Annotated in this window: 10 protein-coding genes and 1 pseudogene; 7 read left to right on the top strand and 4 right to left on the bottom strand. The window is 60.6% G+C overall.

Features of this window, described 5'->3' with window-relative positions; genetic code table 11:
- Positions 1 to 112: 112 nt before the first annotated feature.
- Both KHO23_RS13220 and KHO23_RS13215 read right to left on the bottom strand, forming a co-directional pair.
- Positions 113 to 778 (bottom strand): annotated as a pseudogene (locus KHO23_RS13220) (substrate-binding domain-containing protein); the annotation flags it as partial.
- A gap of 121 nt (positions 779 to 899) precedes the next feature.
- Positions 900 to 2,234 (bottom strand): leucine-rich repeat-containing protein kinase family protein, encoded by a 1,335-nt coding sequence (locus KHO23_RS13215; protein ID WP_211611661.1) that lies wholly within the window; start codon positions 2,232 to 2,234, stop codon positions 900 to 902.
- A 213-nt stretch (positions 2,235 to 2,447) separates the two neighbouring features.
- Between KHO23_RS13215 and KHO23_RS13210 the strand changes: the two genes are divergently transcribed.
- From KHO23_RS13210 to KHO23_RS13185, 6 genes are all read left to right on the top strand, one after another.
- On the top strand, positions 2,448 to 3,065 hold the full coding sequence (locus tag KHO23_RS13210) for a methylated-DNA--[protein]-cysteine S-methyltransferase (RefSeq protein WP_236066825.1): 618 nt from the start codon (positions 2,448 to 2,450) through the stop codon (positions 3,063 to 3,065).
- 122 nt (positions 3,066 to 3,187) lie between these two features.
- Positions 3,188 to 3,514, top strand: a complete 327-nt coding sequence (locus KHO23_RS13205) for an ArsR/SmtB family transcription factor (RefSeq protein WP_211611659.1) — start codon at positions 3,188 to 3,190, stop codon at positions 3,512 to 3,514.
- Entirely contained in the window at positions 3,511 to 4,596 is a 1,086-nt protein-coding gene (gene arsB / locus KHO23_RS13200; RefSeq protein WP_211611658.1) for an ACR3 family arsenite efflux transporter, read from the top strand. The genes KHO23_RS13205 and arsB overlap by 4 nt, the downstream gene beginning before the upstream one ends.
- Entirely contained in the window at positions 4,593 to 5,015 is a 423-nt protein-coding gene (gene arsC / locus KHO23_RS13195) for an arsenate reductase (glutaredoxin) (RefSeq protein WP_211611657.1), read from the top strand. The genes arsB and arsC overlap by 4 nt, the downstream gene beginning before the upstream one ends.
- The gene (arsH, locus tag KHO23_RS13190) at positions 5,015 to 5,767 is read left to right on the top strand and encodes an arsenical resistance protein ArsH (RefSeq protein WP_211611656.1); all 753 of its coding nucleotides are present in this window, start codon (positions 5,015 to 5,017) and stop codon (positions 5,765 to 5,767) included. The genes arsC and arsH overlap by 1 nt, the downstream gene beginning before the upstream one ends.
- Positions 5,768 to 5,816: 49 nt before the next feature.
- Positions 5,817 to 6,122, top strand: coding sequence for a panthothenate synthetase (locus KHO23_RS13185; protein ID WP_211611655.1), 306 nt, complete (start codon positions 5,817 to 5,819; stop codon positions 6,120 to 6,122).
- A 105-nt stretch (positions 6,123 to 6,227) separates the two neighbouring features.
- On the opposite strand, the gene KHO23_RS13180 is transcribed toward KHO23_RS13185, so the two are convergent.
- Positions 6,228 to 7,091, bottom strand: coding sequence for a GNAT family N-acetyltransferase (locus KHO23_RS13180; protein ID WP_236066824.1), 864 nt, complete (start codon positions 7,089 to 7,091; stop codon positions 6,228 to 6,230).
- A 285-nt stretch (positions 7,092 to 7,376) separates the two neighbouring features.
- On the opposite strand from KHO23_RS13180, the gene KHO23_RS13175 reads away from it, so the two are divergent.
- A complete protein-coding gene (locus KHO23_RS13175; RefSeq protein WP_211611654.1) occupies positions 7,377 to 7,979 on the top strand; it encodes a phosphatase PAP2 family protein in 603 nt (200 codons plus the stop codon).
- A 102-nt stretch (positions 7,980 to 8,081) separates the two neighbouring features.
- Here KHO23_RS13175 and KHO23_RS13170 read toward each other — a convergent pair whose 3' ends face one another.
- Positions 8,082 to 9,668, bottom strand: coding sequence for an alpha/beta hydrolase family protein (locus KHO23_RS13170; protein WP_211611653.1), 1,587 nt, complete (start codon positions 9,666 to 9,668; stop codon positions 8,082 to 8,084).
- Positions 9,669 to 9,744: the final 76 nt, after the last annotated feature.

Genomic DNA, 9,744 nt, shown 5'->3' with positions numbered 1-9,744 from the left:
GATACGCGTCAAATTCGTCGATATCTTCTCTCATCGCGATCATCCAAAGTCTGTATTATTCAATACTACCAGGTATCGCTTTGATGTGAATATTTTATTGACACAGTAAGACTAACATCCTCGACGCCACGTCGCGCCCTTTCCCATAGTCCCAGTCGCCCGCCTGTATGGCGACGATCTTCATACCGGCCGCGTTCATTGCGTCCTTGCAGCCGGCCGTGCGTTGCTGGGCGTTGCGGTCGGCGGAAATGCCTTCAATGACCCCGATCTGATCGCCCGCCTTGAGCCGCTCCGCAAGATAATCGCCTACCTGCTTCGCGCCGTTGCGGTTATTCGGGCCGACAAACGGCACGGAGATGTGGGCGGCGTCCTGCGATGCGTCGTCGAGCGGGTTATCGATGGTAACCATGATGATGCCGGCCTTGATCCCCCGCGCCACGACAGCGGTCAGCGCCTTCGAGTCAGTCGGCGCAATGACGATCGCGCTCATCCTGGCTTTGATCGCCTCGTCCACCATTCGGATCTGCGCGGCCGTGTCGCTCTCCGTTGCCGTTCCGCGAATGATCAGGCCGAACTGTGACGCGAAATGTTTCTGATAATTCTGCGCAGCGTTCGCCATCGCGACCGTGAACGGATCGGTCATCGATTTCAACACGAGGGCGATCTTCAGTTTGCCGCCCTGCATTGCATCGACACGAGCCGCACCTGCCAGGCCTTCCAGGCCTGCCGCAGCAAGCGTGCCGGCAATCAGCACGCGGCGGCGCATCCTCTGCGTCATTGATATGCTCTCCTTGGACCACACGGACGAATGCTTGCTCTGCGTTCGTACCAGACCCGGTTCAAACCGTCGCCAACGCGGCTGCGTCCCGATCGCCGGCGCCCGTTGGCTGCTTAGCTGATTAGCTGCTTAGCTGCCGCAAAACGGAAGCGATCTCGTCGAACAGCGGCCGGCTGCCGATATCTTCGCTCAGGCAATTCTCTTTCAACACCACCAGTTTCGCCGCGATGTCCGCCTCCGCATCCCGCCACTCGCATCGGTCGATCAACTCCTCGAGCAGACAACCATACGCCCTGACTTCGAGGCGCTGCAGCGCGGCGCTGACATCCCGATCATCAGCGGCATAGAAAGACGCCGCGCCGAAATCGCCCAGCAAGGCACGCCCGCACCCAGCGTGCAGAATATTGTGCGCGTACAGATCGCCATGCATCACACCTTGCCGATGCAGATGACACGCAGCCGACGCGATGCCGTATGCAATGCGTAATGCCGAGGCCAACTCGAAGCGCGTGCCGGCATCATAGACGTCGCGCGTGCATGACTCGAGGCTCGGCGGCCCGGCAAGATTCATGAATTGCGGATCGATCAGTTCCATCACGAGGCCATGTGTGTCCGCCGGATGGTCCTTCACCTTGCCCACCACGGGAATCAGATTCGGATGATCGCCGGTACGAATGCAGGCCGCCATCTCGCAGTCGGGCAACCCATCGCTCGTTACCGCGCCCTTGAACAACTTGACTGCGACCGGCCTGCTCGCATCGTCATGACGAGCAGCCAGCGCCGCACGATAAATGACACCGGAGGCGCCCTCGCCTAACTGCGCTTCGAGTTTCAACGCGTCCCAGCGAATATCGGCAATCGGCGTATCGGTCAGGGCCGCCGTCTCCAGCGCTTCGCTGAACGGATTGCCCGCGTACGCCAGCCAGGAAAGCCGTGGCAGGCGCAGCAACCAGGCAGGCAGTTCGCTGAGTTGATTCGCCGCGAGACGCAGCAGTTCGAGGCGCGAGCACTCGGCCAATTCCTCGGGCAGGGTCCGCAGCCGGTTGCCGGCAAGCATCAACTTTTGCAGTTGCGTGCAGGCACCGATTTCTGGCGGCAGCGCTTCGATCTCGTTGTCGGTGAGAGTCAGCCAGCGCAATAGCGGCGGCAACGATTTGCCCGAAACTTCGCGGATGCGGTTGGCCTTGAAGCCGATCATGCTCAGTTGCGAACACTGCCCGAGGACTTCCGGCAATTCGGTGAACGGATTGTCAGAAGCAAAGATGATGCGCAGCTTGCTCAGCCGTGGCAAATCATCGGGCAGCGTCGAGAGTGCATTGCCCGATAGATCGAGAATTTCCAGCGTGTCGGCCAGATCGAAAATTTCGCGTGGAAATTCGCTCAGGCCGCACGCGAGTTTGAGTCGGCGAGTACCCGCCAGTTGTCCAGCCCGCAGTTGTTCGAGGGGGGTTGTCACAGTCGTAGAAAAAGTATCGGGTTGCCGGTGAGCGGTAGGTCGAGGGTATCAATTCTACTGAGTCCCAGACCGCGCGCGGAATTGGATAGCAAGATCCGGCGTGACCTCGGCGAGGACGGGCGCTAAGCTGTCACGTATCGGAGCCGTTGCACAGCGAGTTCACCCCCTCGCATCAAGCGATCTCAGCCTCCAGCTAGCCAGGAACCCAGCAAAGTGACGTACGCATACAGGTTAATGAATTCGCCCGTCGGTCAACTAAAGCTCGTTGCAAACGGCAACCGGCTTGCCGCCATTCTGTGGGAGAACGACAAGCCGACCCGGGTGCGTCTGCCGGAACTCGTCGAAGCGGATGACAGCCCGATCCTGATCGAAACCGAGCGCCAATTGAACGAATATTTCGCCGGGTCGAGAGACCGGTTCGACCTTGAACTCGACTTCCGGGGAACGGACTTCCAGAAGAAGGTTTGGGCGGCGCTTCTCACGATCCCGTTCGGCGAGACGCGCAGCTACTCGGACATCGCTACGCAAATCGGGAACATCAACGCGGTGCGGGCCGTGGGTGCGGCGAACGGCAGAAATCCGATCTCGATTGTGGCGCCCTGTCATCGCGTGATCGGTGCCTCCGGCGATCTGACCGGCTTTGCCGGAGGCCTGGCAAACAAGATGTTTCTCCTCTCGCTCGAGGCCGGGCAGACTTCGCTGGAAGCGGCGGCGGATTCGGTGGCGGATTCAACCGCTGCAGCGCAAACGGCCGCCGGTCGGGAACCGCCGATGAAACCGGCACGTCCGGCGCCGAGTCGCGGGACGCAGGCCTCGTTGTTCGGCAACTGAGGCGGTTCGAGGCCACTGCGGTGGCCTCGGGCGGTGGTGCTGAATGCCTCCTGACAGATCACGTCAGCCGCATCATTTCAACAATACTTGAAATGTGAAAACGATCAGCGTATCGTTCGGGCATGGACTCGAACCTCGTTGTACGCGCCCTTGGCGCGCTCGCTCATGAATCGCGGCTGGCGGTCTTCCGTTTGCTGGTCGTCGCTGGGCCGGACGGCATGGCCGCCGGTGAAATCGCACAGCAGCTCGGGCTTTCGCCGTCAAGCCTCTCGTTCCACCTCAAGGACCTGTCACACGCCGAACTGGTGAAACCGCGGCAGGACGGCCGCTTCATCATCTATTCGGCGAATTTCGAAGCGATGACGGGCCTGATCGCCTTCCTGACCGAAAACTGCTGCGCGGGCGAAACATGCGCCGCGAGCGACCTCCCTAGCTGCTGCGACAAATGAGTACCGCCAACACCACGGCGCGCGGCGCACGGCCGGCGATTGGATTCTTCGAGCGTTATCTGACCGTCTGGGTGGCGCTGTGCATCGTATGCGGCATCCTGCTCGGGCAACTGCTCCCGCCACTCTTTCAGGCGATTGGCCGCATGGAAGTGGCGCAGGTCAATCTTCCGGTTGGCGTATTGATCTGGGTAATGATCATTCCAATGCTGGTCAAGATCGATTTTGCCGCGATGACGCAGGTGAAAAACCAGTGGCGCGGTATCGGCGTGACCTTGTTTGTGAACTGGTTCGTCAAACCGTTTTCAATGGCATTGCTCGGCTGGATCTTCATTCGGCATGTGTTCGCGCCATGGCTTCCCGCCAGCCAGCTCGACAGCTATATTGCCGGTCTCATTCTGCTTGCCGCCGCGCCGTGCACGGCGATGGTGTTCGTCTGGTCGCAACTCTGCAAGGGCGATCCGTATTTCACGCTATCGCAAGTAGCGCTCAACGACGCCATCATGATCGTGGCGTTCGCGCCGCTCGTTGCGCTGCTGCTGGGCTTGTCGGCGATTTCGGTGCCGTGGGACACACTGATCATCTCGGTCGGGTTGTACATCGTCGTCCCCGTCATCCTTGCGCAGGTTTTACGTCGCCATCTGCTTGTCAGGGGCGACGCACATTTCCAGCAGGCAATCGCCCGTCTCGCGCCCTGGTCGATCAGCGCGTTGCTGGCAACGCTCGTATTGCTGTTCGCTTTTCAGGGGCAGGCCATCGTCAAGGAACCGCTGGTCATCGCAATGCTTGCGGCGCCGATTCTGATTCAGGTGTTCTTCAATTCCGGCCTCGCCTATCTGCTCAATCGCCGGCTCGGCGTCGCGCATTGCGTCGCGGGTCCGTCGAGTCTGATTGGCGCAAGCAATTTCTTCGAGCTTGCGGTGGCCACGGCGATCAGCCTGTTTGGATTTCATTCAGGCGCAGCGCTTGCCACCGTGGTCGGCGTGCTGATCGAAGTCCCCGTGATGCTGCTGGTGGTCGGCGTCGTCAATCGTTCGCAGCACTGGTACGAGGCAAAACACAGCGTTAAAGGAGAGCGGGTATGAGCGTCACGATTTATCACAACCCGGATTGCGGCACCTCGCGCAATACGCTGGCCATGATCCGCAATGCCGGCATCGAGCCGGAGGTCATCGAGTATCTGAAGAACCCGCCCGATCGAGCCACGCTGAAGGACCTGATCGCGCGCGCGGGTCTCACCGTGCGCGCCGCGCTGCGCGAGAAGGGCACGCCGTACGCCGAACTCGGCCTCGCGGACGCGTCCTTGAGCGATGCGCAGTTGCTCGATGCGATGCTGGCGCATCCGATCCTCATCAATCGGCCAATTGTGGTCACCCCGCTCGGTGTGCGTCTATGCAGACCCTCCGAAGTCGTGCTCGATATCCTGCCCGCCGCTCAGCAAGGAGCATTTACAAAAGAGGACGGCGAGCAGGTGATCGATAGCGCGGGACGGAGGGTTCCTTAATGACCGGGAATCTGCCAAACGTTAGCGGTCCACATTTCCACACGCCGGATCCGCAAAAACTCGAACCGCACGCGGTCTCGCAACACGCCCCGCGAATTCTGCTGTTGTACGGCTCGCTGCGTCCCACTTCGTTCAGCAAACTGCTCACCCTCGAAGCCGAACGCATCCTGCGCCAATTCGGCGCTGAAACACGGGTCTTCGATCCGCACGGCCTGCCGATCACGGACAGCGTCGCGGCGGATCATCCGAAGGTCGTCGAATTGCGCACACTGTCGGAATGGTCGGAGGGGCAGGTATGGTGCAGCCCGGAGCGTCACGGCACGCTCACCGCCGTGTTCAAGAATCAGATCGACTGGCTGCCGCTCGAAAGCGGCGGGGTGCGCCCCACGCAAGGACGCACGCTCGCGGTGATGCAGGTATGCGGCGGCTCGCAATCGTTCAATGCCGTCAACGCGCTACGCGTGCTGGGCCGCTGGATGCGGATGGTGACGATCCCCAATCAGTCGTCGGTGGCGAAGGCATACCAGGAATTCGACGCCGGCGGCCGGATGAAACCCTCCGCCTATTACGATCGCCTCGTCGACGTGATGGAAGAACTGTACAAGTTCACGTTGCTGGTGCGCGACCGTTCGGACTACCTGACCGATCGCTACAGCGAACGCAAGGAAGCGCATCCGGAACTGGCGAGCGCGTTGGCGGCCGCCGCAATGGATCACGAGACAATCAACACAAACTCCGACACCAACGCATAAAACTCCTATCCTTAAGATGCCCTTTTGGGCATCAACCAGGGAGGATGACATGCGCATGCTACTCAACATACGATTTCCGCACGAACCGTTCAACACGCTGGTGCGCGATGGCACTGTCGGCGAAGTGATAGGCAGAATACTTGAAGAAATAAAACCGGAAGCCGCCTACTTCACCGAGCAGAACGGAACACGCGGCGCAGTACTCATCGTGAACCTCGACGAACCATCGGGAATTCCCGCACTCGCAGAACCATTTTTTCTGAAATTCAACGCCGACTGCGAATTTCGCGTCGTCATGTTGCCGCAAGACCTCATGAAAGCCGGGCTGGAGAATCTCGGCTCAAAATGGAAATAGCGCATACGTGTGTATCAAACGATGTGTTTGCCGTCTGCGGTTCATGAGACGCACCGCCGACGGCAACACAAACAAAAGTCGCAAAAAGCGCAAACCTGCGCTCAATCATCCGAGTTCGAATGACGTCACGCCAAACACGCGTTCAATGTGCATAGCGGGCGTTTCCAGCGTATACATCCGCGCCGTTTCAAACACGCTCGTCATGCCATGCCGCTCGGCCAGCGCGACAGCAGCGGGGTTGGTCTCCGGCACGTCGAGAACAATGATCTCGCCCGGCATGCGCGCCACCAACGCATCGAACAGATCGCTGGCGATCTCGTGACTATCGGCGAAGAGCGGGCCGATCTTGCATCCCGTTCTGCAACGACGCACTACGCCATAGCCTGCAACCTGGCCGTCGCGAACCGCGACCTGCGCGATGGCACCAGGTTGTCCGAGCCACGCGGCAAGGAAGCGCTCACGCGCGGCGGGAAAGCACTGGCGATCGTACTCAAACAGCGGCTCGAACGGCAGCGCCGACGTATTCAAAATAGTCGAGCGCGTCGCGCCCTGGGGGCGGGCTTGAACGACACCCTGAAAGCGAATGTTGCGATACGCAAGCCGAAAGCCGGATTTTCTGTAATTCGCCTGTTGGGCGACGACACCGTCCAATCCGACATTGCGGTGACGCAAATAGTCCATGCCGTGCTGCCAGATGCGCATGCCAAAACCTCTGCCGCGAAACTCCGGCTTCACGATATACAGCCCGATAAAACCGAAGTGCTCGCTGTACGCGACCGCGGATAGGCAGGCAGCCGGTTCGCCGTGCCACTCCCCGATAAAAAACCCGTTAGGGTCCGCGGCACGAAAGCACCCGGCATCGTGCAGACCGGGGTTCCATCCTTCCACCGCGGCCCATTCGACCGACAACGCTACGTCGTCGGCCGACATATTGCGCACGATAAAATCAGCACTTTTTTCCGGGTTCATCGCAATCGCCTCGCCCACTGCTCCTGAAGAATAACGGCCACCGCCTGGCAGCCAAGGACGCTATGCCCCTCAGCAACCGGTCCGGATCGATCTTCGCGACGTTCTGATCTCCGGGAATATTTGCCCATGCCGCCGCCATGTTTGCCGACATGCATAGACAGACTACACCGCCCGCGCCGGACGGTCCCGTCAATCGTTTCGGACTGGGCCTAAGCTTCACCTAAGCTGGGCCTGCTAAGATCCAGGACGCAATTCATCACACGTCTCTCACAAAATCCCCACTGCATGAATACACTCGAAGCGTTCAATCAGGCGCTCTTTCTGATGATCAACGCAACACCGTCGACGCCGGCCTGGCAAATCGACATGGCGCGAATGATTGCCGATTACGTCATTTATCTCGTACCGCTTTCGCTGATCGCAATATGGCTCTTCGGCAACGAGCATCAACGTGAAGTCGCAGTGCGCGCGTTTTGCGTGACCCTGCTCGCCCTCGGGCTCAATCAGATTCTCGGCATGGTTTGGCCACATCCCCGGCCGTTCGTGATGGGAATCGGCCATACGTTCCTGGAGCACGCGCCCGACTCGTCGTTCCCGAGCGACCATGGGACGATATTCGCCTGCATCGCACTGAGCTTGTTGCTGGGGGGCGTGAGACGGTACGGCATACCGATCCTGCTGTCCGGTCTCGCGGTGGCATGGGCACGCGTGTTTGTCGGCGTCCATTTTCCGCTCGACATGGTGGGCGCCGTCGCCATGGCATGCGTGGCATACCTGCCGATCACACCGTTGTGGCAGATAGGCGGCAGCGTGGTAACGCGCGGCCTGATCACGGTGTACCGCAAGCTGCTGGCGTGGCCGATCGGGCGTGGCTGGTTGTCCTCATAGGCAGTGGTGAACGCGCGGTTGAAATCCGGCGCGTTATTAAAGCCCACACCCTAAGCGATCCACACGGGCGTCCGTGAGCATCGCCACGCGCTGCGCCAGCGCTCAGAAGTTCGCGAAGAAGGCCCGGGCGGCGACCATGCAGAACGACGCCACCAGCTCACCGTGGTAGGCCTGAAGCACAGCCGAGGCGCCACCGTCGGTTGCACCGCCCGCAATGGCCTGATTCGCGAGCGTCGCTTTCGCATTGGCAAAACCCTGCTTGACCGGCGCGTACGGATCGTTGGGCCCGGCGATCGGCGAGTCCACATCCAGTACGGACGTGAGCCCTGCCGGCACTTTGGCGTTCTGCCAGTAAGCCTGTTCGATGCGTGCGTTGAAGAAAAACACGGTGGGATCCGAGCCGCCGCCGCACAGCAGAACCGGCGCTCGCGGCAGCCAGTTGCGCAAGTCATTGCGCTTGAACGCCTGGCGCAGCGGGTGCATCGGATTCGCTGCCGCCGTCATGCCAACCGTGGTGTTGGGAAACGCCCCATCGGGATTGGCCGCGGCGTCCTCCAGAAGACTTAGACGATAGGCGTTGCGCACGAGATTGGCGTCGCCGAATCCGGCGGCAAATAGAGGCGTCAGCGAGGGCGGTACGAGAGGCGGCGAAGTCGGCGGCGTCATCGAAGCATATTGCGGCGCGGGAGGGACACTGTTGAAGAGTTGTGTCGAAGGCAGTTTCCCCTTCGCAAATAGCTTATCGAGAGGTTGCAGGCTAGGCAGGAGATTCTCGATGCCCGGGGCATAGGCCGCTTCATAGAAGTCGCCGGGCTTGCGGTAGATGTTCTCGTAGGCATGCTGGTAGCCCGTCACGATCAAGGTCGTGAATAGCGTCGAACCCAGATTCACCTCGCCTTCGATGAGCGCGTCGGCCGTGGCGGCAAGTGCATACGGACCCGACCCCGGCGCGGATGCCGTGACCTTGACACCGGCCGCCTGCAAAGCACGATGCGTTGCCAGGGCCACGAAGCCACCTTGCGAATAGCCAGTGACGAACAGCTTGCCGTTCTCGCGCGCCCTTCTTTCCGGTTTCACGTCACTCAGTGCGACCCGCGCCGCCCGAAGCGAGTCGATGACATCGGCGGATTGTTGATCGGCGTTCAGGTAGGGGTGGTACGTGAGATCGGAGCCAGCATAGCCCGCGTAATTGGTCGCGACCACGATATAGCCCTGGGCCGCATACATGGCGGCAACGCTGATGCCCTCCCCGGCGCCGTCGCCGTTACCTGGATCGGTTTGCGTGATATCGGCGATGTTGTAGTTGCGGTATGCGGTCGTGCCGTGCGCATAGAGCATCAGCGGACGCGGCCCGCTACATGTCGCCGACCGCCCGCCTGGAATCATCAATGCGCCGCTGGCGGTAGCAGGCTCGCCCGCGCCGCCGATGGTCCGGTAGCGGAAGCTCACGATCTCCACGCTGCAAGCGGGCGCGCCGGCGATCTGCGTGAGCTGCTGACCGGATGCGTTCGAGGCAAGCAATTTCGAAAACGCCGCGGCACCAAGCCGTAACGTGACGCGATGATCGAGCAGCTGGCCGCGGGCCTTACACCCCTCATCGCAAACGGAGCCGGCTTGCACATAGGCACTGGCGCCCAACGTGAAACATGTCAGCAGCACGAGGGCCGCGTTTCGCATCGCTACAGGCATGTGAGGCTCCGTCTTGTTGGTATTCACTACGGCGATTGGCCTGCCTTCAGAGTGAGAGGAGTATAGGTAAACAGAT

This window comes from Paraburkholderia haematera, assembly GCF_905220975.1.
GTDB classification, from domain to species: domain Bacteria; phylum Pseudomonadota; class Gammaproteobacteria; order Burkholderiales; family Burkholderiaceae; genus Paraburkholderia; species Paraburkholderia haematera.
This window is presented reverse-complemented; position numbering and strand designations above follow the sequence as displayed.